We start from the raw sequence: 22,778 nt of genomic DNA on the forward strand, positions 1-22,778 counted from the left end.
TGAGGGAGGCTACGATGGATTTTTCGCGGATGTCGGATGGAATCCGGCTGCATCACGCCTCCCATCGCCACGATGGGTACGATGGTGACGACGAAGCGGGTCCGGCACCGAGCGCACCGTTCCTGACTGACGCGGTTGGCGGTGGCGCCCTGGTCCATGGTCCCCGCCCGTTTGCAGGTCAATTTGCAGATTCTGGAGCGCACCCCGCGAGCGCGAACACCCAGCACAATGACTCCGACCCGATTCAATCCAAACATCCCACGTCGGTGGGCGACACGGGCGGCCACGTCGGCAACCACGCTGCGGCGGGCCTGGATGCTTCGTCCACCACGCCCGCTTCCGGCGCATCACATCCCGGGATGGGCATTGCTGCGGTCGAGAGCGGAGCCAACACGGCCGGAAACGGCGGAGATGGCTACTTCTACGGAAGCATCATTCACGCGTCCCTGTTGATCTATCAACCGATCAACATCTCGGTGAGCTTGGGATACGGCTCGGTCGCCCTGGCCAACCAGTCCAACAATTTGAATGTCGATCAGTCCGCTTTTCAGATGGCCGGCGTCGGCGGCCATGGCGGCAATGACAACATTGCATCAGGCGGCAGCGTCAGTACGTCCTTAGGCGCCGGCCTGATCGCGAGCGGCGACAACGGCGCCGGAAACGGCGGCAGCGGCTATTTCTCGGGTGCGATCGTGGACGCTCCCGTGGTGATCTATCATCCGATCAATATTGCGGTGGCAGCCTCGAGCGGCACTGCGCATGCAAGTCAATCGAACACGGTGGACATCGATCAATCCGCCATTCAGATCGCGGGCGTCGGCGGAAGTGGCGGACATGGCAACGTAGCCGTCGGCGGCAGCGTCATGACGCTCGACCCCGGCTGGGGATCAAGCAACGGAGGCGGCGTCTCGGACGTTCAAACGGGCGGAAGCCAGGCCGGCAATGGCGGCGACGGCGTGTTCTACGGTGAACTCGTCCATACCTCGTTTGTAGTGTACAACCCGATCAACATCGCAATCGCGGGCTATGGCTCCAGCACTTACGCGGTCCAGATAAATGATGTCTCCGTGGATCAATCCGCGGTTCAGATCGCTGGCATTGGCGGGCACGGCGGCAACGACAACGCCGCAGCGGGCGGCCATGCAAGCCTTCTCTCCCATAATCTGTGGGGCGGCTCCGATACGATCGCGACCGGTTCGAACAGCGCAGGCAATGGCGGCAACGGCCATTTTGCCGGCAGTCTGATCGACGTCAGCGTCGCGATCTATGCACCCATCAACATCGCAATCGCAGGTCCCCATTCGACGGCCGTAGCCGATCAGGTCAACAACGTGGACATCGACCAGAGTGCGGTCCAGATCGCCGGCGTTGGCGGGGACGGCGGCCACGGCAATCTCGCACTGGGTGGCGATGCCGCGCATCTCTTGTCGGATCTTCACCTGGTGGCATAGCGAAACGTCGCATCGCTCGCATAGCCGATCGCATCGCGGCACGCGCCGTCGCCACTCTTCGCATGCAAAGCCCGCGCAGAGGCGCCGCTCCTGACGAAATGTCGTACTTTCGTACGTAGGCCCACCAAACCGGATGGTGTCCGATTTGACATCTATCGCCATCGCGCGTGGGCGGACCAGACTTGCCGCGCGCGTCCGCCTGATCGGGATGGATGTTGCACGACAGCCAACAAACCGACGGAGGCCTCAAATGATGCCAAAGGCAATCAACATCTCGGATACGATCAAAGTCAAATCGATCGACACCGGTGGTCAAAGTGCCGGAAATGGCGGCGACGGTACTTTCAAGGGAGCCATCATCAGCAAGCCGACTGTCAACTACGATCCGACCAACAAGGCGGAAGGTGCCGACGTGCACGTGAACACCGGCGATCACGTCAAACAGACGGCGGATTGGGATGCCGGCGGCGCAAACGCCAAGGCCTCGTATTTTTCGAAGGCCCATGGCGGAGACGCCGAGTCGAACGGAAGCCAAAAATCCTACAGCGGCTACGATACCTCCAAGGTCTACGCCAATACGGATGCCACCCAGATCAACAAGGTCATGGTGGACCAGCACCAGGAAGTTGTGGCCGGCATCGGCGGCGATGGCGGAGACGGCAACTTCGCATGGGGTGGCGGAGTGACCTTCCATCTCGATACGCTCTAACCAGCCGCTCGTCCGACTGGCGGGACCGGCGGCCGCGGCCGCCGGTCCTGGATTTCACGCCAATGATCTACCGATGCCGTTGCCGGATTGCGTTGGCCATCGGTCAAGTGCGCCGGACCTCGATTTCAGGCGGTGACGATCATGCTGATGCCGCCCATTCGGTTGCCTATCCTGCCGCAGATCAGGACGCCACTGCACGCGGCCCTCCGGTCCTGCGCGGGACCGCTCGGTCTCGTATTCGCGTATAGCTGCAGCTACAACCTGCTCCTGTTTGCGCCCTCGATCTATCTTCTTCAGATCTACGACCGGGTGTTGTCGAGCCGGAGTGGCGACACCTTGCTCCTGCTCACGCTCATTGTCGCGATCACAGTGGTCGTCGGCGGCGTGTTCGATGCGTTGCGGCGCGCCGTCCTGGGACGCCTTGGCGCCTGGCTCGACGATCGCCTTCGTCCTTGCGTGCTTTCGGCCGGCCTCGAATCGGCGCTTCGCAGCGATTGGACACAAGCGTCGGGCGCATATCGGGATCTCACCGTGCTGCGCCAGTTCGTCGAGTCCGGCGCATGTCCGATGCTGTTCGACGCGCTCTGGGCGCCCCTGTTCCTCCTTGTCCTCTTTCTGATCCATCCCCTGCTCGGCGTGGTGGGCGCCTGTTGCGTCGCCTTCCTGTTCGCGCTCACGGTTGCCGGAGAGCTGGTCACCGAAGACGTTCTGCTCAGATCCGGCGCCGCGCTGTCCAGAAGCTGCGGCCGCCTCCAGACTGCAGCGAGCAACATCCACATGATCCGCGCCATGGGAATGTTCGATAGCGCTGCGCGCATGATCCATCGTGACGCGCAGCACGCCCGCAGAGAGCACGATGTGGCACTCCGGCGAGGCGAGATCGTCTCGCTGGCCACCAAGCCGGTTCGCGCGCTGTCGCAGGTCCTGATCATGGGGGCTGCCGCGTGGCTCGTCCTCGATCACGGGAAGAGTCCGGCCATCATCTTTGCTGCCACGCTGATGTTCGGCCGGGCGCTCGCGCCGGTCGAAAGTGCGGTCGCAGGCTGGAAATCACTCGTGACGGCCGTGAGCGCCTGTCAGCGGCTCGGCGCACTTCTCGCCGCATTCCCCGCCGCCCGGCAGCAGAGCGCGGAGGTTTCTCCGCTGCAGGCGCCAAGCGGCCTCGTCGTCGACAATGTCGGCGTGAGGCTTGCGGGGACCAACCATCTTCTGCTGAACGGTGTCTCGTTCAGCCTCATGCCCGGAGAATGCCTTGGCATCATCGGTCCGTCCGGATCAGGCAAGTCCTTGCTCGGCCAGGTGATCGCCGGGCTGTCGATGCCAACGCATGGCCGTATCCTCCTCGACAATACCGACGTCTCGCTGCTTCGCGAGGGCCGAAGCGGCGACCGCCTCGGATATCTCCCCCAGGACATCAACCTGCTCGGCGACACGATCAACGACATCATCGCACGCCTTGAAGATGCCGACCGACGGAAAGTCATCGAAGCGGCCAAGCTCGTCGGTATCCATGGGGCGATCATGGGCCTGCCGCTTGGGTACGACACGGTGGTTCAGAGCGAAGCAACCTTCTCGCGCGGGTATCGGCAGCGCCTCGGTCTTGCCCGCGCCTTTTTCGGCAGTCCACGCCTCGTCGTTCTCGACGAACCCAACGCCAGCCTCGACTATGGGGGCGAGCGAATGCTCCTGGATGCCATCGAGCGCATGAAGCTCGCAGGCGTCATCCTTGTCGTCGTCACCCACAGGATGGGTCTCCTCGCCGCCACGGACAAGATTGCCATCATGGAGGGCGGTGCGGTCGCCGCGTTCGGCGACAGCGAGGACATCTTTGAACGGCACCTGAGCCGACCCCAGGTTACTTCGCAGATAGCGCCATGATCTGGAACTCTCTCACCATATGGACGCATCCCGCCGTCTCGAGACTTCCCATGGTCTGGGACCAGCTCATGCGAGCGCCGGCGAGCCCCCCGCCCGCCCGGCGATCTGGCGTCGTGGTGACCGCAATCGACGATTTCGAGCCTCTGGAATTTCCATGGTGTTCGACGCCCACGCCGACCTCTCCGCGCGGAAGGCTTCGCGGTATCACCGTCGCGGGCAATCTGCTGGTGCTCTGCTTCATGCTGGGGCTTGGGACATGGGCGAGCCTCGCGCCGCTCGAGAGCGCCGCGATCGCCTCCGGCGTCGTGGAATCGGAATCGAGCCGCAAGACGATTCAGCATCTGGAAGGCGGCATCATCAGGAAGATCCTGGTTTCGGATGGCGATATCGTGCGCAGCGGCCAAACGCTGATCGAGCTGGACGACACCCGGGCCGGCTCGGAGATGCAAAGCCTCCAAGGCCAATTTTGGGATGCAGCTGCTCGTGCCGCACGGCTTCAAGCCGAGCAGCAGAGATTCGAGAGGATCGCAATCCCGGACGCGCTGGAACAGGACAGCAGGCAGAGCGAGGTGGCGGCCGCTGCGGTGTCGGCGCAGCAGTTCATTTTTCAGGCACGCCTCCAGGTTCACGAGTCGCAGCTTGCGGTCATTCGCGAACGAAGGCGTCAAGTCGAGAAGGAGATCGAAGGTCTCAAGGCTCAGGAAACCGCCACCGGGCAGCGGGTCGACATCGTTCGGGAGGAACTGGATATGGTCGCGACCCTCGTCAACAAGGGACTCGAACGGCGGCCGCGGCTTCTGAACCTGCAGCGGGAGCTGGCCGACGTCGAGGGCCGCCGCGGCGAGATCGCCGCGCAGATTGCCCGCGCCGGGCAGGTCATCAGCGAACAGCAGGCCACCTTGTTCAAGCTCGAGAGCGAGAGGCAGAACGAGATCGCACAGTCGCTTCGTGAAGCACAGAACCAGATATTCCAGCTCCGCGAGCGGTTGCTTGCGGCCAGAGATCAGCTATCGCGAACGGAGATCAAGGCGCCCGAGGACGGCGTGATAACCGATCTGCGGATTCATACGGCCGGCGGCGTCATCGGAGCGGGCGCTCCGCTCATGGACCTGGTGCCCCGGCAAGACCGTCTCATCGTGACCGCGCGCCTGAGGCCCGAGGACATCGATGTGGTTCATCCCGGCCTCAATGCCGAGGTTCAACTCGTACCGTATAATCAGCGTCGCGTGCCTCGCCTGAAGGGAACCGTCGTGCACGTATCCGCAGACCGGCTGCTCGACAAGCGTACCGACCAGCCATACTACGCGACCAGGATCCGGATCGACGACGGGCAGATCGTCGCGAACGACATCCAGATCGTGCCCGGCATGCCGGTTCAGGTGTTCATCACGACGGGGCGCGGCACCGTGGCTCTCTACGCGCTCAGGCCCCTGCTCGACAGCTTCCGTGGTGCATTCAGAGAGGACTGAAGCGCGATGAGATTGGGGTGAATCGTCATCGCGCCTTCCGGGTCCGGATCATGCATTAGGTCTCCGGCATGAGAGCCACGCCGGGGACGTGATCGCGACTCGGCGCGGGCAACCGGCCGCGCCAGCGGAGCACGGCCTCCGTGCGATTGTGCGCGGCACATTTCCTCATGATATGCTGAATGTGCATTTTGACCGTGCTTTCCGACAGGCCCAATTTGGCGGCGATCAGCTTGTTGGGCAGGCCGAGCTCCAGTTCCGCCAGAACCTGTTGCTCACGAGGCGTGAGATCGGTCACGCTCCTGTCGATAGCCACTCTGGCTCCCTCGTTCATCAGATATGCGGGCGTGAGTCCGCGCGCATCCGGCGGCTCGAAATCCGGTATCCTGTTCATCCCGGCCACGGGCAACGGCCTGTAGGCGCCGCCGACAAGAACTAGGCGCAGGCCGGCTATGGCGATCTCGATCGGTAGCGAGGAGGAAAGAAAGCCGCGCACGCCCCGCTGCATCGCGGCCTGCACGGTCGGCTCGTCCTCGTGGTTTGACAGGACCACAGTGGCGGCGTTGGGACAACACTCCGCAACGAAGGCGAGATCGTCCTCAACCGAGGGATCGCCGATGGGCTTGTCCGCGATACTCAGCATCACCAGACGAACATCGCGGGCTGACGTGCAGTCCAGGCCTTGGACCGATGCCATGTCGAGGATCTCAAGTTCGTCCAACTCCCGCCTGAGGACGTGCAGAATGCATGTACGAGGCAACAGGAGCGGCTCGATGATCACCAGAACCGGCAAGTGAAGCGATTCATTGAGCCGTTTTGAAGCGTTGGTTATGTCGTGCATGATGTCCTCGAGATGAAAAGAACTTCCGCGATATTCCCATTCCGTATTGCGTCTCCCCTGCTGCTGCATTCATCCTGAATGCATCATCACGAGAGCGGCGCAGTGCCGCGTTAGTGCCGTATCCACTGCGGGATCACTCGACACCTGGGGGAAATTCTTTCCGCTCAAATCATCTGGGCGTGTACCGCGCGGTGGCGCAGTCGACGCATCCCTAATTGCAGATATTTCGATACGCCGTTGACGCCGCCGACCCTGACTTGCCGTCGACGACATATGCTTCATCCTCCTTCACGAGATACAGAAACGGCCTCTCGCCAGTCTCGCCGCCTGACGCGCTTCTTCCTTTCACACGGCCGCAAATCGTATCCACGGGGCGTCCAAACATGTTCTTTCGCATTGCGCGCTTCACGTCGCTGAGTTCGACCGTTTCCGGCCCCCTCATCTGCGTCGCGATCGCAACCTTCGCCTTGTCCAGAGCAGGGTCCGGCATTTCCGCGGGCCGTTCGGATGCCGGGACGCTGATGCTCGTCCGCGGGGACGCCGCTTTGGCAAGGTCGGTCGATCCGCGTTTCTTCGGAGATGGCTTTTTGCCGGACCTTGCCGGCGTTGCAGAATTCGATTTGACAGCCGCAGGCTCTTGCGCCAACGCCGTCGGCATTGGCTGCGCGGGTTGGGCGACAGCGAAACAGGGTCGTGACGCGCATCCGAGGAAATACCCTCGGGAAGGCGCAAACCAGCCAAAGCCGATCAGGACTCCCGCCAGCACTCCGACAAAAAGCAGTCCCATCCGATTCCCCTCCTCCGGGAGCTCGGCTCGCACTCGTAACTAGGACTAATTCCGCGCTGGTGATCTATCTGTTGCGCAAAAGCATTAAGCGCCCATTAAGCGCGCGCCGTTGTCGCGCCCATGCCTGGATGGGCGGATTAGATCGGGCTCCAGACCCGTGCCGAAATGACCGCGCCGATTGCCACAATGTAGTCGTTTTTCTGAATTCGGCGGAGATCGCCACGCGAGGAGGACGTTCCCCCGCTTCGGACACGCGATCTGCAGGACGACGGCGACTTCGGCGGTCGGCCGACGACTTATCCGCCAAATCGCTTGATCAGCTTTGAGCCCTTGGCTGCATCGATCTGCTGGCCAGTCAAGTCGGAGCCGGCGCTCAATCCTTTCGTCATGAGGTTCTTGACGCGTTGCGCCGCCTGCTTCTCATTGGAATAGTCGATCTCGACGTGATCGAGACTCATCAGATGGCCAAGCTCGTGAGCCCAGGCGCGTCCATTGGCGTGGTCATTGCCATACCACTGGACGAAGCTTGCCGGCTCGGGTTCGCTATTGGGGTATGAGCTTCCGCCGGCGGATAGATTTTCAATCGAATTGACGAGGTAGATGTGGATGGCATTGTCCGGATCGTGCCGAGAGGCAAGAACACCCAGCAATCGCTGATCATTGCTGCGCGCGCTCTTCGCCATGTCGAGCGGCTTCTCCATCAAGCAATCGCTGATCACGAACGCGATCTTGGCCTTTGACCAGATCGTATTGACCACGTCGAGCGCCTTCTTGGCCGTGTCGCTGCTCCATTGCCCGGGCTCAACGACCCCCCTGTCGGCAAATGGCGTGATGTAAATCCTCAACGGAATGGGCATCAGCTTCTCCGACGTCCGAAATTGCGATCGTGAGCGGTCTGTTTGACCCTTGTTAGCCACAACGGCGACTAACGAGCCACGTTTCGCCCGCCTCGTCGACTGAACGTGAATCGGGTCAGATGAGCATGTGCCCCTGGTGCGCGGGTCGGCCAATCCAGCTGGAAAATGTGTCGCGAAGACCCGGAAGTCTCCGCAAGGAAAGACTGGGGCCGGGCTTACGTTCAGAATGGCCGATGCAGAATCGAACGGCATGCTTGAACACGGCGCTACACGATATCGGCTGAAATCTTCAGGGCAGGAAGAACATGAATGGCATTCCGCCGCCTTCCGGCTTGTTGCTTGCGCTGGCCTCGGGTCTTGCGGGTCTTGCAGGAGCAGCCTCCCTCTCCCTTCGTTCAAGTCTTGCGGACGGGGCCTGACGGACCTTGCGCTTCTCGCATTCATCGTCGCCATTCAGAAAGTAACCCGCCGCGCAGGCAATCTTGACACAACGATCGCCGTCGCGCTTGAGGCCGGATCCGCAAATCAAAGGACAAACCCGCGCCGGCTTGAGCTTGATCGCATCGAGCGCATCGGCGCTCGCGGTCTTGGTATCGAACTTGGTGCCGGCGCTTTGATTGAACAGCTCAAGCGAGCGCCGCGACGCCGCATCCCACTCCCCACTGGCCGATCCCGTGAGGCAGCCGACCCGGCGCAATTCGGTTTGCACCGATTTTGCCAGCTCCGCTAGCGAAGGTGGCGGCACGGGCGCCTGTGGATTGGGGAGCGCTGCCACTTTTGTGTCCGTGTTTGCCTTCGCCTCTTGCGGCTGCCCTGTTGCTGATGGTGCAGCGTTCTTCGCGGCAGGTGCCGTTTCAGCCGCGACACGCCTTTGTTCGGCTTGAGCAGCCTGATGCTGCGCGGTTTCCTTGGCGGCCTCGGCGGCGGCCCGAGCTTCCTGCGCTGCCTTCAGATCCGACGCAGCCTTGGCAAGTTGCATCTGTTGTGCGCCCTCGTTCACGAGCCGCGCCTGCTCCTGCTCGGCCTGACGCGCCTTTTCGGCCGCAGCAACGCGCTTCTCCTCCGCATCGATTTTGGCGAGCTGAAGCTTTGCGAGACTTGCGTAGTAACCATCCGGATACTGGACGATGAAGAAGTTCAGTGCATCCTTGTTGCCAACCTGCAGCGCGAGCTCGTAGTCGCGCCGTATTTCGGATCGCAGCGTTGGCGATGGGACGGCTTCCTTCGCGGCCTCCTTGGCTGGTTCCCTGGTTGGCTCCTTGGCTGTTTCCTTGGCGGGCACCAGCGGCACGTCGTCGCCGCCAAGCGTGCCGTAAACATAGGGCTCCTGCCGATTGCCCGTCGCTTTCATGACGTCGTCGCGAACGAAGCCGAACACTCTGCGCAAATCCAGACCCGGAGTCCCGATATATTTGACCAATGCGGCAGCGTAGGGACTGTTCTTGCTGTTGCCGTCCGACGCTGTCGAGCCAGCCTTGGCGGCGAAGGCGACCAGAGTATTCGCCGTCGCCGGCTCAATTCGGGCAAGGCCCCGGCTGATGGACCGCGAGCCGACCGTCCGTTTCATCTTTTCGGAGAAAGGATTGTTGCGGCAAGCGTCGAGGATCACAAGTCGCAGCTGCCTTGCAGGTTCAATGGCCAGCATGACGCGATCGAGCGAAAACGCCTCATCGTACACATCCGTATCGCGCTCAAGGGTGGCATCGACCGGGATCAGGTAGTTCGCACCTTCGATCTCCATACCATGACCGGCGTAGTAGATGACGGCCACATCGGCGTCGCGAGCCTGATCGGCAAAATCGCGCAGCGTGCGCCGCATCTCGATCGCCTGAAGATCCTGGCGGGTTTGCACAACGTCAAAACCTGCGTTCTTTAGTGTCGCCTCGACAATCGCAGCGTCATTGACGGGATTCGAAAGTGGCGCCGCGTTTTTGTAGGCAGAATTGCCAATGACAAGTGCGACGCGATTCCCCGCCCATGCCGGCTGACAGAAGAAGAGCAGCAGCACAGGAAGAAGGAACAAGATTCGGCGCAAATTCACGAATCCGTGCAAACCCATGGCAATACTACTGTTTAATTATGCGCTTTATCATTCGTGTCGCCACGACAGGTTCGGTTCAATGACAACTCGACGATCCGGAGGGTCCGCGGAATATGGAACCGCATGGGACCGACTGGTGTGGCCGCGCTCGGAGATGTGGCCAGCCAATTGACCTCTCCGGGGGCCTGGCGTCTAGTGAGGCAGATTTTGAGCGAGCGAGATCACTGCTGTGACTGACGCGAAGGTCGGCCAGGAGGGGACAGCCAGGAACCGGATCGCCGGCGGCGTCAATCCCTGGCTGGACTGGACCTCCAGGGTGGCCATCGTGATCGTCTATGGCGGGTCTGCTCTCATTGGCGCCGCCAGCATCCATCGCCTTCCGTTGGGCAGCGTGGACAACTTGCTGATGATCGCAGCCAGTATTGCCAACGTCCTGTTCCTCGGACTCGTTGCACTGACAACCATGACCCGGCTGGTCCCGACAATGAAGTCGAAGGGCGTTGAGATGCGGGTCTCGGCCCTGCTGGGCGCATTTCCGACCGTCGCACTCGCTTTCCTTCCGAAGGCAGAGCTCGGCCCGATCTGGTCGGCTCTGTCCACGACGTTGATCCTTGTGGGGATCTCGCTTTCTATCGTGGTACTCCGCTGGTTGGGCAAATCCTTCAGCATTCTACCGGAGGCGAGGCGCCTTGTGACGGAAGGGCCTTATCGAGTCGTCCGGCATCCCCTCTACCTATGTGAGGGGATTGCGTTGGTCGGTGTCACACTTCAGGTCCTTTCACCACTTGCCGTGCTCATCGCCATCGTGGTTGCGATGATTCAGTGCCGACGAATGATCAACGAAGAGCGGATTCTAAGACTGGCCTTCCCTGAATATGACGTCTATGCCGCGGCAACGCCTTTTCTGATCCCTGCAGGTCTGATCCCCGCGAGACTCGGGCGGCGAGCTCATCAGGCCGGACCGGAGCTCTCGACCAAGGCGGTCGATCCGCACGCCTGACACCGCGCTTCACGTCTCCTCGATGTGCGGCTCAGCGGAACTCGAGTTTGAACCAAGCCGGAGGCCTTGTGCCGCGCTGCCACGAGCAGCCCCCAGAAAAATAACCGTTTTATATCAATATCTTATATTGTGATCGCGCCCTCAGCAGAGCACTGGCGGGCGCCTATCATCCACATGAATCGGCGGACAGCGCCCGGCGCAATATCTTCCATGCCTTTTGAACGCGTCCGCATTTCGCAACAACACATAGGAATGGATCGGGCTCGAGTTTGGTACTGTATGCAGATAGGCAGCCGCCGGTAGCGTACGAATTCAAAAGTCATTTCTTATGCGGCCATCTTCGCGACGTCACCATTCTACGGGCCATAGGTTGGGTGTTCGCCATGAGAGTGTACAGGCACCTTCGAGTTTTGCTTCTTCTCGCCGCTTCGCTGTTCCTGGCCTGTCAGCCAGCCTGGGCGACAAAGCGCGTGGCTTTGGTGGTCGGCAATGCCAACTATCAAAACGCCCCTCTGCTCCCAAACCCGGCCAACGACGCTGCGGCTATCACCGCGACCTTGAAGGGAGCAGGTTTCGATGTGGTTGACTCAAGACTTAACCTCGCCGCGACCGATATGCGGCGGGCCTTGAGAGAATTCGCCGATCAGGCCCGCAATGCCGACATAGCCCTGGTGTACTACGCTGGCCACGGTATCGAGATCGACGGGACAAACTATCTGATCCCGACCGACGCCAGACTCGAACGTGACACGGACATCTATGACGAAGCATTCTCGCTCGACCGCGTCCTGCTGGCGATTGAGCCTGCGAGGCAACTACGCGTGGTGATCGTCGACGCGTGCCGCAACAATCCGTTTGCCGATTCGATGAAACGTACAGTTGCCTCGCGATCGATCAGCCGCGGGCTGGCCAGGGTCGAGCCCACCGTCTCCAACACGCTGATCGCGTTTGCCGCGAAAGCGGGACTAACCGCACTCGATGGCAACAGCCAGAATAGTCCGTACGCGACGGCTCTCGTGAAGTACATCGCAAAGCCGGGGCTCGACTTGCGAAGGGCTTTCGGCTTCGTCCGCGACGATGTCTTGCAAGCCACGGGCAACCGACAGGAGCCCTATGTCTACGGCTCGCTCGGCGGCGAAGACGTTGCGCTTGTTCCGGCTACCAAGGCTGAGGAGCCGATACAGGCGGCCAACCCCCAGTCGGAAATTCGACGTGATTACGAATTGGCCTTGCAGCTCCGCAACAAGCCTGCTCTGAACGCGTTCCTGACCCAACATCCGGACGGATACTACTCAAATCTGGCCAAGCTGCAGCTCAATCAGCTCGACGCCGAGGACGCACGCGTCGCGGCCACGGCGAAAGCGCAGGAGGCCGAGCAGCAGCGAGCTCGCCTGATGTCCCAGGGCGCCCAGCGTGCCGACCAGGAGAAGGCGGCCGCGGATCTGAAGGCTGCGGAAGAGGCCCGGATTGCGGCCGAGAAGACGAAGCAAGCGGCGCAGGAGCAGGCCGCCGAGGCGGAACGGAAACGTACTGCATCCGAATCTACAATCGTCGCTGCACTCTCCGGGAATAAGCCGGCTGTTGAGAGTACCGTCGCGGATAACCCAGCGGCCGCTACGCCCGCTGAGGACAGCAAGACGCCCAAGCTTGCCGCGCTGAGCGACGAGCCGCGCCAGACCGATATCGCAAAGGCCGATCTCTCCAAGTCCGTAGATATCGCCAAGTCTGTACAAGGCGAATTGAGCCGCGTCGGCTGCTTCACCGGCGCCGTCAATGGCCAATGGAATGCGGCCTCACAGCGCTCGTTGGCTCTCTTCAACCAGCACGCGGGAACCAAATTCGACGCCAAGCTCGCAAGTCTCGACGCGCTTGACGCAATCAAGCTCAAGCCGTCCCGGGTCTGTCCCCTGATCTGTGATCATGGCTACAAGGCTGACGGTGACCAGTGCAGCAGGATCACCTGTGCCGAGGGTTCGTTCCTCAACGACGACAATGAATGCGAGAAGCGACCCGGGAAGAAACCGGTTGCAAAGCGCAACACGGACGAGCGTCCGTCACGTGCGGATCGTTCAGCACGCGAGAGGCCGGCGCCGGCAGCCGACGTTCCGCGGCGACAAGCAACTGCGAGGTCCGGCGGCGGCGGTGGTCAGGTCGTTTGCGATCAATCTCTGTGCCGTCAGGTTAGAAGCGGCTGCCACCTCGAATACCGTGGCGGCGGCGGCCCCGGGGGCAACGTGGGTAATGTCGAGTCCTGCAACTAGCAACGCGCAAGGCTGCCACGGCGTCATGGAAGCCCAGGAGGCCGCGCGGATCTTGGTGTCGAGAAGGTGTGACGGGCGGCAGAGCTTAACACTGGGTCATCCAGGTCCGTGCCTGGATTGGCCGAAGCGGAGCGACCTGCGTGGTTGCGTGTGAGCTTGAGCAAAAGGACGCCAACGCCTTTCCCGGGGTGACGCTCTTTACGAAGCGGCAGGCACCCGGCATGAAGCCGACGGCGGTTTATCTTCCGCCAAAGCACCCAACATCTGCCACCAAGTTCGACGTCGTGATCTGGCTTCACGGCTTCTATGTCAAAAACCATGAATTCCTCTTCCACAGCGACCCAGCGCGGCTGCGCGAACAGGTCCGGGATTCCGGCAAGGACGTAGTGCTTATCGCGCCGTTCCTGGGCTACGAATATGCCGTTGGCGACACCTTTGCCGGAAACTACAGCGTGTCTGACCTGGCAACCGCGAACTGGGGCGAACGCTATATCGAGGAGATCCTTGGAGCTCTTGCCAGGTTCCTGGGTCTCTCCTCGACGTCCATTCCTCAGCTCCAGATCGGCAAGCTCATCATCGCATGCCACTCCGGCGGCGGTAACGGCATGCGCAATCTCGTCGGGAGCCTTGGAAAGTATCAGGGCAAGCTGACGGCCTGTTGGGGATTTGACTGCCTCTACGGTGCCAATGCGCGGCCCGATGATGCGACCTTCTGGTACCAATGGCTGTCCGGACAGAGCGGCCGGGCGCTCGAGATCGTGTATGGTCCATCAACTCTGCCGCAATCGGTGAAGCTGGACCTGATCGGGCGTGGGCTGGCGACGACCGATGGCAATCAAACTCAGCCTCAGCGCCCTGCCCTCAAGAACCTCAGCGTAAGCTTGGGTCATCACGATCTATTCCCGGCATTTGGCCAGATGGTCAGGGTCAACGATCTTGACCCGGCTTTCGTGGATCGCTTCATGATACCGCAGGTCGCGGACCAGCCGCGGCATAAGCCAGCGCCGCAGCGCGGGGAATTCCTCCAGCACGCAATTTCCAACGTTCGCAGCGCTTTTCCCTTTCCAAAGGACATTCATTACATGATCGCCCGGGGTGGCTTTTTCAGCCGACTGAGCAAGCTATAACCCAAGCTTCACCGGACTCACTTGATGGAATAAGATTTGACGTCGAACGACCAATTGTTCGTCACCAGCTTTCCGCTGCTGTTGTCCGGCACGCGCAGCTCGCTGGTCCAGGCCGATAGATAGCTCAACGCGTCGGCCTGACCTTCCAGCTTGCGGGGCATGTCCGGCAAATCGAGCAATTGCACGCGTCGCTCGCTCAGGATGGCGATCATCACAGCGGACCCCGTCGGCGGTGCGACGACATATTCAAAACCACGCTGTCGCGCCGCCGGGGCAGGAACAACAAATTCGACACCCGGCTTGACGAGATTGATGTCGCGTTCGTTCGACTGCGCCAATAGCTCGGGGGTCGGAAAGATCTGGGACATCCGCCCTTCCGCGTCGACGTCGACCAAAATGAGATATCCGGTCTTCCTGGCCGTGACGCCGAACGAGACCTTGCCGCCGACGTTGACGGTCTGGCTCGGCAGGATCTGAAGGGACACACTCGCGGCATTGGTCTGCCCGCGCACCGCTTGTACAGGCCAAAGCCAACGTGCGTACGTCGTGCCGACATGCAACGACGCCGTCGGCAATGGTGCTGCGGACGCAGCTCCGCTACCCGCCAGCAGCAGCAGGAATGCGAGCCATGGTCGCGCCTGGCGGATCGGCTGCGATGACGGCATGGCCTGCTCCCCTAAGAGTCAGGGAGCACTGAAGAAGCCGATCGAGGCGATTCGCGCGTCTGCGGGCAAGTAACGCTCGAGACTCTTGATCACTTGCCCCGAGGCGCGACGCCGGTTGAACTGCATCAGGGCTGTCTCAAGATCTACCATGCGTTGCTGCGAGGTCACCGCAACGATCTGTTCCGCACCGAACGGCTCGCCGACCCTGAGCGGTAGGCGCAAACTCGCCGATCGGGCCAGCGCCGCATCAGAACCCACCGGATACAACAATTGGATGGTGCCATCGCCAGACACATTGAACAGCAGCACCGCCCTTGACGCCACATCAGACAGGTCAACTTCGACAGTCTGGCCAGCACGCTGTTGGCGATCGTCTGGCCAGATGCGCATGATCTGCGGCGACCGGGTCGCAATGCGTTTCAGTTCACGAATTGCCGCTGTCCGATCGACTACCGTCGGCAAGTTCGCAACGTCGATCCCGTAGGCGACCACGTCGCCCCACGCGATCACGTCGTGCGACACGGGATCCCAGATCAGGTCGGGATTGTCCGTCGGTTGAACCGCCTGCACGGGAACATCCTTTGGCTTCACGCTTGCAAAATAGCTTGTCTTGCCGTCGAGCGCCGCCAGCCGGATTGGTGCAGCGAGGCGGAGAGGCCCCGGCGCGTCGCCGGTCGGAAGTTCCTTGGTCGCCGCCGCGGCAAGGGTCGGAGTGGTTGGTGCCTTGGCCGTGACAGCCGGTGGCGCGGGCGCCTGTCCCTCGACGGCCCCCCCGGATCCGGCCGGACCAGAGGCAGCTCTCGCGGCCGGCCCCTGAATCAGCACGACACCGCGCGTCAATTCGAAGGCGACGTCGGTATCCGGCGTCTGAGGCGGCGATGATATGGTCACGATGTTCTGGCGCTGGTCCGAGAGCTGATAGACCACCTGTCGAACATTGCTGAAGAGCTCCTTGAGCGTCACCTTCCCATCGTGATTGATGTCTGCGCTCCCCTCCACCGCCCGCGCGACCGCATAGCTGAGAGCCCCGCGCAAGCCATCGATGCCAGGGATGCGGACTTCCGGCGCCTTGGTGTAGCGGTCCACCGCAGCCAGGAACGCCGTGTGGTCAAGATCGAGTTCTGACTTCGGATCGTTGCTGTCCGACACCGGCTTCAGTTCGTCGACCAGCAACGTGTAACGCGGGACCTGCCGGAAGCTCATCTCAGCGGCACGCGGATCGATATCGCGCACCATACCGCCACCGTGGCAGGTATCAGCCACGAAGATCACCCTCGCCCCGCGCAGCTCGAACTGCCGGATGAAATGGTTGAACTCACTGCCCAGAACACGTTCAACCGACCCGGTTGGCGTGGTTTCAAAGCCTGGCAGCAAGAACACGTTTTCCATTCCGTCCGGCTCCGAGCCCTTGACGCGCTCCGGCTCCTGGGTGCCATGACCGGCGATCGACAGAAAGATGAGGTCGTTGTTCTTGGTCCGCTCCACCAGTGCACTGATCTCGCGCAGGACGCTTGCCCTGTCGGCCTGGGCGTTCGTCAGTACGACGACGTCGCCAACCCCCATGTTTTTCAAGCTGGTCACGATGTCAGTGGCGTCAGCGACCGCGCCCTTCAATTTCCGCACGTGCTGATAGTCATCGATCCCAATCACGAGCGCGCGCACCGCCGCCCCGTCCGGATTGCTGATCGACAGTCCTCCTGCCGCATATGCGTGAGGGGTTATCAGCCCGATCAACGCAGCGAGCCCGATGGTGGCGCATAGCTGCCTGATCCCGCAATAAAATCCTCTGGGCATCCGCATCGTGATCCACCTCGACATCATGCCTACCCATTTTGTAGCTCTGGCGACACACCGGGTTCAGCGCCTTTTGCTTGCCGTTTTGCGGCCCGCCGGCGATTGTTCGGTCTCCTGATAGGCGCTCGCTGAAACTGCCGTCTGATCGTCCGCGAAGGCTCGAAAGCGGACCGGAACGTAGCCGCGCGAAAGCAGGCTCGCCAACGGGTAGACGTTGCGGCAGACGCGGCCGTTGCAGCCGCCGGTCGAGGATTCCATCACCTCGGCCTTGCGATCAGGCGTGAACCGCAGGAACAACATCACGTGCGAGCCCGGCTTGTTCAGCGCGTCGCCCGGCCTCAGGTCCCAGGGATTTGCCACGGGGGCTGCGATCGCGGGGATAGCGGCAGTCGTGTAGTGGACGGACAGCCCCCACGCGGCGCTGACGAAGGCCGAACAGTCGACGCCAGCCACATCCGGCCGTGGCGCATTGCGAGTGCACACATTGCCAGCCAGCGTTCCGCTCTCGATCCGCTGCCGGAAGTTCGCGAGCGAACCGTGGCAGCCCCAGCAATAGGGTACGCCGCGGACCTCCTGATTCACCTTTCCCTGCAGATACCACGGCCGACGAACACGGCTGAAGCCGCTGCATTGGCTGTCGGGATCGTTGCCGTAATTCGCCTGCGTCAGCTTCCACTGGATGCCCTCGAACGCAAACGCTGTCTCGATCGCCTGCTGGCGATTGGACGGTCTCACGGCGGCCGACGCGTCAAATTTGACGCCGGATTGCGGTGCCGGCGCGGCTGCCGTTCGCGACGGCCGCACGTCGATAATCGAAGCGTTGGTCAGAGGCCTGAAGCCCACGCCGACCACTTCAATACCGTCCGGTTTGGTCCGCAGGAAATAGACATCGCCATCGCCCGAAACCGTTACGAATCGCCGGGTCAGCGGCGTGTTTTCCAAAGGAAGCTCATAGATTCCTTCGAGACGGCCGTTCGCGGCATAGCGTGCGACGAACGTAGAGGCATTCTTTCCCGATGGCGGGACGTCCTCCGCCAACACATAGAAGCGGTCACTGTTGTCAATCTCGAGAAACTCTACCGTGCCGAGCTGGTTGCGCACCCGGAGGCCGAGCTGGCCGATCGTCTCGTTCGTGACCATGGTCTGGATTTCGACCCGTACGCTGGCATTGCCCTTGTCCGGAATGATGTCGGCGATCACCGAGCCCTTGCTTCGAGTAGCAACATATTGCCGGTCGGGCTGCCGCGTCGTCTTGATGATGGCCGCGCGGGTGTTCTGGTCGAGCAGGTCGGTCGCGCTGCCTGGCGCCTGTGATCCCATCTGGGCAAAAGCCGAGACGGCGACCTGGTCGTCCGCGCCGCGGCTCGAGACCTCTTCAAGCTGGATCACATCACCACCGAGGCCGCGCGTGGATTGCCCCGGCGCCGCCTTCAGCGTCCGTACGCCGCCGTCCCAAACCATGATGTCGTCGTTGTGGACGACGAGATCCGTCGGCTGGACGTCCTTCGGCATGTTGAGGACGTCAGGATCGGAGCTTGGCTGTTTCGGATCAAATTGGAGGATGCGACCGTTGATCTGATCGAGCACAAACAGGTTGCCCTGCCCGTCGGCGCTGAGTGCTTGCGGTCCCGCGAGTTCCACGTCCTCGCTGGCCGGGACGATGCCGACCATGGAAGCAGCCGAACCGCCGGCAAAGCTGCGTACGACAGTATCGTCGGCGTACGCCTTGGTTCCAAGAATGCCAGCGCCAACGATGAAGACCCAGATCCAATGATTTGGACGAAGCATGTTCGCCTCAATGTACCCCGAACCGATCGCCGCGTCGGATCGACTAATCCGAGATGCCGTTGATGCGGCGCGTCAATTAGTGGTGAGCAATCTCAATCACGTTCAATCTATCACTGGACGGTGATAGTCCGAATGTCTTCAGCTTGCGGTGCAAAACATGGCCCGGAATAGATTTGAGCAGGTGAGCGAAGTCCAGCCCGACGCGATCACGCTTGTCCTGAAACGCGACAATGACGGCATCTCCGGATCGATCGTGCTGCCGGCCGCCGCGAGCGGCGGACGGCTGACCACCGACCAGGTCAGCGCGCAGTTGCCGGCTCAGGATGCTTTTCGCGGCGCGATCCGGCTGGCAAACGACGTAAAGCTCGCGCTCGTAGTGTGCGATCCAGACGGGGTCTGGAAGTCCGAGTGGGGCGATCTTTATCAGCCGATCGAATGACCCGCATCGGATGGAACCAGCATATGCTGCGACGCCGCATCGAGACGAGCTTGCCGAACGGACCCTCCCCCCGACCATCGTTCTGGATACGGGCCTTGATGGTCGCGCTGCTGGCTGCGACGGGCTGGCCGGCACGCGCCAACGACTCGGCTGCGGAATTGTCGATCGGCGGGCTCCAGTTCGTACGCACCAATGACGTGGCCATGGAGAGCGAGAACCTTCGTATCGCGCTCGACAGGATTAGCGTTCGCTACCAATTCGCCAACGTCACCGCCAAGCCGGTCACGCTTACCGTTGCCTTTCCGCTGCCCGACATCGACCTGTCGGAGGCTGAGAACATCGCACTGCCGTCAAATGATCCGATCAACTTCGTCGACTTCGAGACCAAGGTCGATGGCAGCCCGGCGCCGCTGACCGTCGATCAGCGCGCCATGGTCGGCAACAGAGATGTCAGTGCCCTACTCCGCGAACTCAAGTTGCCGCTGCTGCCGATTGGTAACCGCGAGATCCGGGTGAACGACCTGCCCGAGGCGACCCGGGCCCGGCTCGTGGACGACGGACTTCTGATACCTGCCGGAATGAGCGACAACGGTCGGCAGCAGTATGCGCCGGGTTGGGTTATCAAGACCTCGGCTGTGCGCCAGCAGGTGTTTCCGCCCATGCGCACCGTCTTGGTCGAACACCAGTACCGGCCGAGCGTCGGCTCCAGTCCCGACACCATCCTGCGCTCGAGCCTGCGCCGCAGCGGCGCACTCGCTCAGGAAGTCGCCCGTTACCGGAAAGAGTACTGCGTCCAGGATACGTTCCTCGCCGAACTCGACAAGCGCGCGGGCAGTAACCAGACCAACAGCGCGAAGCTGCAGGAGCGGCGCATATCGTATGTGCTCAAGACCGGCGCGAATTGGGCCGGGCCGATCCGCTCATTCAAACTGACTATCGACCCAGGCGGCAGCGACCGTTTGGTGAGCTTCTGTCCTGGGCGGCTAAAGGCATCGTCCGCTACTGGAAACATGCTTGAATATACGGCAAGCGACTTCAAGCCGGATGCCGACCTGAAAATCCTGGTGATCGGAACATTCTGAGCGTGCCGGTCAATTGGTGAGCAGCACGTAGCGCGCGGCCGCGATGACGGTCACCTTGTTGCGCTGAGCCTCGCTCAGCGCCTGCAGAAAGAACGTGTCGGCAGCCATCGGTCGCGGCTGGCGCAATGAGTCCAGAACCTGCGGAACCGCCACGACCAACAGCAATTGCGGACCGCTCGCGCGCGCTGTCGGCAGCGTAAACGAAAGTGAGTCGATGCCCGGCTTCAGAAGGTAAGAGAGGCTCTGGACTTCGCCGCGATCCGACACCATGAGCAGCTCCACCACGCGGTTGGCAAAGTTCTCAATGGTCCCATTGAGGGTTTCGCCGCCCTTCAGCTCTGTCGCTGACAGGGTGATGCGTGGCATTCGCGCCTGATCGCTCCCGACCTGGCTCAAGAACTTGACGGCTGGGCATTGCGCCTGGGTCACTTGCCTGACGCCGACCGAAGCTTCGAAACCCTGCTCACGCCGAAACGCTTTGTCGAAGGTGTCGAATGGGGCGGTCGAGGCACCGAACCCTTCGATGACAGCCGCATTTGGGCTCACAGCAATCGGCAAGACAAAGAAGCAGTCACCGCCAGGATATTGGGCCACGTATTTGCGGATGCGCTCAGCTCGCCCCGGCCCATCGAGCGCCGGAGACGGCGTTGCCGTCGGCTGCGCGGACAACTTCTCTGTCTCCTGGCGTCCGGGCTGTGGTCCAGCGGGCTCGACCTTCGGCGGCACCATTGTTCCAGCGAGTTTCGGAGGTGGCGGCAAGACCGCGGTGCCGGGCGCTGACCAGACCAGCTTGTAGAAGGCATATCCACCACCGCCGACCAGCAGCAACAATGCCGCCACGCCCGCCCCCAGCCAGAGGCCGCGCGCGCTCCGCGCGGTCGACGGCATCCTGTCCTGCGACGCCGGCGCCGCGCTTTCCGGCCGCCGTAGCGGATCGAAGCCATATAACGGCGCGGCCGGTGTCCTGGCCGAACCGGTTGGCGTCCAGCTGGCGACCTCCCCCATGGTCGGGCGCAAGGCCGGATCGGGCTGCAGCATCCGCTCCAGCAAAGGCCGGATTCGCATATCCACCGCACCGAGATCGGGCACACGCCGGCGCTTCTCCACCAGTTGAAACTGGCTGCCGCCCATGTCGAGTTTCTGTCCGGTCAGCGCATGGAACAGCACAAGACCGAAGCTGTAGACATCGGATTTCGCAGTCACGTCATTGCCGTACAACCCAACCTGTTCCGGCGATGCGTAATTGTCCTTGCCGGCGAAGCCCGAGCCGATGATGGTCTTGTCACCCATCTGGGTCGACCGCGCGATGCCGAAGTCGATGATCTTGGCCCGCCTGACGTCGTCGAGCGGAACGATGATGTTGTCCGGAGAAACGTCACGATGGATGATGCCGTGCTCATGGGCAGCCTCCAGTCCCGATGCGACGCGCTGCATCAGCCTGATCAGCGCCTCGAAGGCCAACGGCCCATCATCGAGCATGTTCGAGAGCGAGCGGCCATTCACGAATTCCATCGCGAGATAAGGTCGCTGCAGCACCGGCTCCACGGTAAACAGGAAGTAGCGAACGATCGCGTCATGCGGAAGATTGTGGAGTGCCGCGGCCTCTCGACGGAACAGCGCGAGCGCCGCCTCGTTGTCAACCATGTCGGGCAGCAGCATTTTCACCGCAACAGGCGATCCAGTCTGGATCTCACGGCATTTGTAGACCTCACCCATGCCGCCCGCGCCGATCACCGCTTCGATCTCGTAAATGCCGTTGAGACGCGTGCCGGGCGGCACGCCGTGATAGGACGATCGGAACGGATCGTTCGGGGTCATGGTTGCGGCTCCCGATTGAGCGGAGATCTTGTCGCCTCCTGAGATCGTGGCGTCAGTAGTCGCACGATCACAATCGTCACGTTGTCAAGCCCGCCACGATCAAGAGCTAGCGCGAGCATGTCATCGCAAGCCGCCTGGGCGCGTCGCGTAGCCACGTGCTGCAGGATCTCGTCGTCCTGCACGTGCCTGGTCAGGCCATCGCTGCAGATCACGAAGATATCCTCCGGCTCGGCCGGGCCTGTCACCACCTCAAATTCCGGATCATCGGCGACACCGACGGCACGAGTAATGGCATTGCTCGGCCAATCATTCACGTCTTCGCGCGACAGTGCACCTTCGGCGATCAGTTCCTCCAGTTCGCTGTGATCATGCGACACTTGGCTAATTGCGCCACGACTGATCAGGTAGACCCGGCTGTCACCCGCCCATATGCAAGCGTAGTAGCTATCGCGAACGAGCAGAACCGCCGCTGTGGTCCCGACGGTGGCACCCTGTCGTTCATGACTTAGCGCCAGTATCTGCTGGTTTGCGCTGAACAGCCGTTCCTCACATTCCGCCAGCAGGTCTGCGGCTGATTCTGGCGTGCCGATCGCGTCCAGCGACTGCACTACAATGCGACTGGCGAGATCGCCGGCCTCGTGCCCCCCCATACCATCGGCAACCGCCCAAAGGCCAACGTCGGTTCGTACCAAACATGAATCCTCGTTCCGCTCCCGCACCCGTCCGGCATGGGTGACGCTACCAACATCGAACAAGGATGGAATATGCACCATC

Annotated in this window: 18 protein-coding genes; 9 read left to right on the top strand and 9 right to left on the bottom strand. The window is 61.8% G+C overall.

The features are described 5' to 3' along the window. Positions 1–14 precede the first annotated feature (14 nt). The 4 genes from IVB46_RS37670 to IVB46_RS37685 all read left to right on the top strand — a co-directional run bounded on the left by IVB46_RS37670 (position 15) and on the right by IVB46_RS37685 (position 5,507). Positions 15–1,451, top strand: a complete 1,437-nt coding sequence (locus IVB46_RS37670) for a hypothetical protein (RefSeq protein ID WP_247303690.1) — start codon at positions 15–17, stop codon at positions 1,449–1,451. Positions 1,452–1,701: 250 nt separating this feature from the next. Further along, entirely contained in the window at positions 1,702–2,160 is a 459-nt protein-coding gene (locus tag IVB46_RS37675) for a hypothetical protein (protein ID WP_028150787.1), read from the top strand. 141 nt (positions 2,161–2,301) lie between these two features. Next, entirely contained in the window at positions 2,302–4,038 is a 1,737-nt protein-coding gene (locus IVB46_RS37680) for an ATP-binding cassette domain-containing protein (protein WP_247304749.1), read from the top strand. A gap of 116 nt (positions 4,039–4,154) precedes the next feature. Beyond that, entirely contained in the window at positions 4,155–5,507 is a 1,353-nt protein-coding gene (locus tag IVB46_RS37685) for an HlyD family type I secretion periplasmic adaptor subunit (RefSeq protein ID WP_247303691.1), read from the top strand. Between the two features lie 55 nt (positions 5,508–5,562). Here IVB46_RS37685 and IVB46_RS37690 read toward each other — a convergent pair whose 3' ends face one another. The 4 genes from IVB46_RS37690 to IVB46_RS37705 form a co-directional block, all read right to left on the bottom strand. After that, positions 5,563–6,345, bottom strand: coding sequence for a response regulator transcription factor (locus IVB46_RS37690; RefSeq protein ID WP_071917291.1), 783 nt, complete (start codon positions 6,343–6,345; stop codon positions 5,563–5,565). 211 nt (positions 6,346–6,556) lie between these two features. Next, entirely contained in the window at positions 6,557–7,132 is a 576-nt protein-coding gene (locus IVB46_RS37695; protein ID WP_247344846.1) for a hypothetical protein, read from the bottom strand. A gap of 296 nt (positions 7,133–7,428) precedes the next feature. Beyond that, positions 7,429–8,241 carry a hypothetical protein gene (locus IVB46_RS37700; RefSeq protein WP_247303697.1) on the bottom strand — a complete coding sequence of 271 codons (813 nt, stop codon included), beginning with the start codon at positions 8,239–8,241 and terminating at the stop codon, positions 7,429–7,431. A 37-nt stretch (positions 8,242–8,278) separates the two neighbouring features. Beyond that, a complete protein-coding gene (locus IVB46_RS37705; RefSeq protein WP_247303699.1) occupies positions 8,279–10,048 on the bottom strand; it encodes a caspase family protein in 1,770 nt (589 codons plus the stop codon). Between the two features lie 211 nt (positions 10,049–10,259). On the opposite strand from IVB46_RS37705, the gene IVB46_RS37710 reads away from it, so the two are divergent. The 3 genes from IVB46_RS37710 to IVB46_RS37720 all read left to right on the top strand — a co-directional run bounded on the left by IVB46_RS37710 (position 10,260) and on the right by IVB46_RS37720 (position 14,418). Beyond that, positions 10,260–11,030 (top strand): isoprenylcysteine carboxylmethyltransferase family protein, encoded by a 771-nt coding sequence (locus IVB46_RS37710; RefSeq protein WP_247303701.1) that lies wholly within the window; start codon positions 10,260–10,262, stop codon positions 11,028–11,030. A 383-nt stretch (positions 11,031–11,413) separates the two neighbouring features. After that, positions 11,414–13,291, top strand: a complete 1,878-nt coding sequence (locus IVB46_RS37715; protein ID WP_247303703.1) for a caspase family protein — start codon at positions 11,414–11,416, stop codon at positions 13,289–13,291. 140 nt (positions 13,292–13,431) lie between these two features. After that, positions 13,432–14,418, top strand: a complete 987-nt coding sequence (locus IVB46_RS37720) for a hypothetical protein (RefSeq protein WP_166343403.1) — start codon at positions 13,432–13,434, stop codon at positions 14,416–14,418. 17 nt (positions 14,419–14,435) lie between these two features. On the opposite strand, the gene IVB46_RS37725 is transcribed toward IVB46_RS37720, so the two are convergent. From IVB46_RS37725 to IVB46_RS37735, 3 genes are read right to left on the bottom strand one after another with little or no spacing between them, the layout of a single operon-like run. Beyond that, on the bottom strand, positions 14,436–15,083 hold the full coding sequence (locus tag IVB46_RS37725) for a DUF4384 domain-containing protein (protein ID WP_135214247.1): 648 nt from the start codon (positions 15,081–15,083) through the stop codon (positions 14,436–14,438). 18 nt (positions 15,084–15,101) lie between these two features. After that, entirely contained in the window at positions 15,102–16,883 is a 1,782-nt protein-coding gene (locus IVB46_RS37730; protein ID WP_063981826.1) for a caspase family protein, read from the bottom strand. 57 nt (positions 16,884–16,940) lie between these two features. Beyond that, positions 16,941–18,665: a hypothetical protein gene (locus IVB46_RS37735; protein ID WP_247303705.1), complete on the bottom strand. Its 1,725-nt coding sequence runs from the start codon at positions 18,663–18,665 to the stop codon at positions 16,941–16,943. A 157-nt stretch (positions 18,666–18,822) separates the two neighbouring features. Here IVB46_RS37735 and IVB46_RS37740 point away from each other — a divergent pair, with 157 nt between their 5' ends. Beyond that, entirely contained in the window at positions 18,823–19,104 is a 282-nt protein-coding gene (locus tag IVB46_RS37740) for a hypothetical protein (RefSeq protein ID WP_166343409.1), read from the top strand. Between the two features lie 98 nt (positions 19,105–19,202). Next, complete coding sequence (locus IVB46_RS37745; RefSeq protein WP_247304752.1) at positions 19,203–20,186, top strand: DUF4424 domain-containing protein; 984 nt, start codon at positions 19,203–19,205, stop codon at positions 20,184–20,186. Between the two features lie 9 nt (positions 20,187–20,195). Here the strand turns inward: IVB46_RS37745 and IVB46_RS37750 are convergent, their stop codons facing one another. Beyond that, positions 20,196–22,004: a serine/threonine-protein kinase gene (locus IVB46_RS37750; protein WP_247457201.1), complete on the bottom strand. Its 1,809-nt coding sequence runs from the start codon at positions 22,002–22,004 to the stop codon at positions 20,196–20,198. Beyond that, positions 22,001–22,777 (bottom strand): protein phosphatase 2C domain-containing protein, encoded by a 777-nt coding sequence (locus tag IVB46_RS37755; protein WP_135214242.1) that lies wholly within the window; start codon positions 22,775–22,777, stop codon positions 22,001–22,003. The genes IVB46_RS37750 and IVB46_RS37755 overlap by 4 nt, the downstream gene beginning before the upstream one ends. Position 22,778: the final 1 nt, after the last annotated feature.

This window comes from Bradyrhizobium sp. 61, from assembly GCF_023073075.1.
In the GTDB taxonomy this organism is placed as follows: domain Bacteria; phylum Pseudomonadota; class Alphaproteobacteria; order Rhizobiales; family Xanthobacteraceae; genus Bradyrhizobium; species Bradyrhizobium barranii.